We start from the raw sequence: 1,065 nt of genomic DNA, 5'->3' as shown, positions 1-1,065 counted from the left end.
AAGTCTGAATAGGGCGATAAGTCAGTGATTGTAGACCCGAAACCGGGTGACCTATCCATGTCCAGGCTGAAGTTTCCGTAAAAGGAAATGGAGGGCCGAAGCCACATCCGTTGAAAAGGGTGGGCATGAGGTGTGGATAGCGGAGAAATTCCAATCGAACCCGGAGATAGCTGGTTCTCCTCGAAATAGCTTTAGGGCTAGCCTCGTATTAGACTACTGGAGGTAGAGCACTGAATTCTTAAGGGGGCGTCAAAGCTTACCAAGAGATATCAAACTCCGAATGCCAGATAGCCGATGTACGGGAGTCAGACTATACGAGATAAGTTGGATAGTCAAAAGGGAAACAGCCCAGACCTACAGCTAAGGTCCCAAAGTGTGTGTTAAGTGGTAAAGGATGTGGGATTTCATAGACAACTAGGATGTTGGCTCAGAAGCAGCCATACATTCAAAGAGTGCGTAACAGCTCACTAGTCGAGAGGTCCTGCGCCGAAAATGTCCGGGGCTAAAACACAACACCGAAGCTTAGGATTCATGAATTTCATGAGTGGTAGAGGAGCATTCTTGCAACCGACGAAGCTGTACTGTAAAGAGCAGTGGAGGAACAAGAAGAGAGAATGCCGGAATGAGTAGCGAGATGAAGGTGAGAATCCTTCAGGCCGAATATCTAAGGTTTCCAGAGTAAAGCTGATCTGCTCTGGGTAAGTCGGGGCCTAAGGCGAGGTCGAAAGACGTAGTCGATGGATAACAGGTTGAGATTCCTGTACCGCAATAAATCAGAACTGTGGGGACGCATGGACAAAGCTTAAGCCAGGAATGGAAAGACTGGTGCAAGCGTAGGAGGTGTGCAGTTGGCAAATCCGCTGCATAAGCCAATGACGTGATGCGGAGCGAACTAAAGTAGTGAAGTAAGTAGAGTCTGTGCCGAGAAAAGCCGCTATTGTATTTATTGTGCCCGTACCGTAAACCGACACAGGTGGATGAGGAGAGAATCCTAAGGCCGACGGAAGAAGCATTGTTAAGGAATTCGGCAAAATGACCCCGTAACTTCGGGAGAAGGGGTGCCTG

General features: G+C 48.5%; 1 rRNA gene. It reads left to right on the top strand.

Going from position 1 to position 1,065, the window contains the following annotated elements:
* Positions 1-1,065 (top strand): 23S ribosomal RNA (locus BMZ41_RS15405); the annotation flags it as partial.

The sequence above is a fragment of the Pseudobutyrivibrio sp. UC1225 genome, assembly GCF_900115215.1.
Classification (GTDB): Bacteria; Bacillota; Clostridia; order Lachnospirales; family Lachnospiraceae; genus Pseudobutyrivibrio.
The sequence above is the reverse complement of the archived record's forward strand: the minus strand, read 5'-3'. Positions and strand labels throughout refer to the sequence as shown.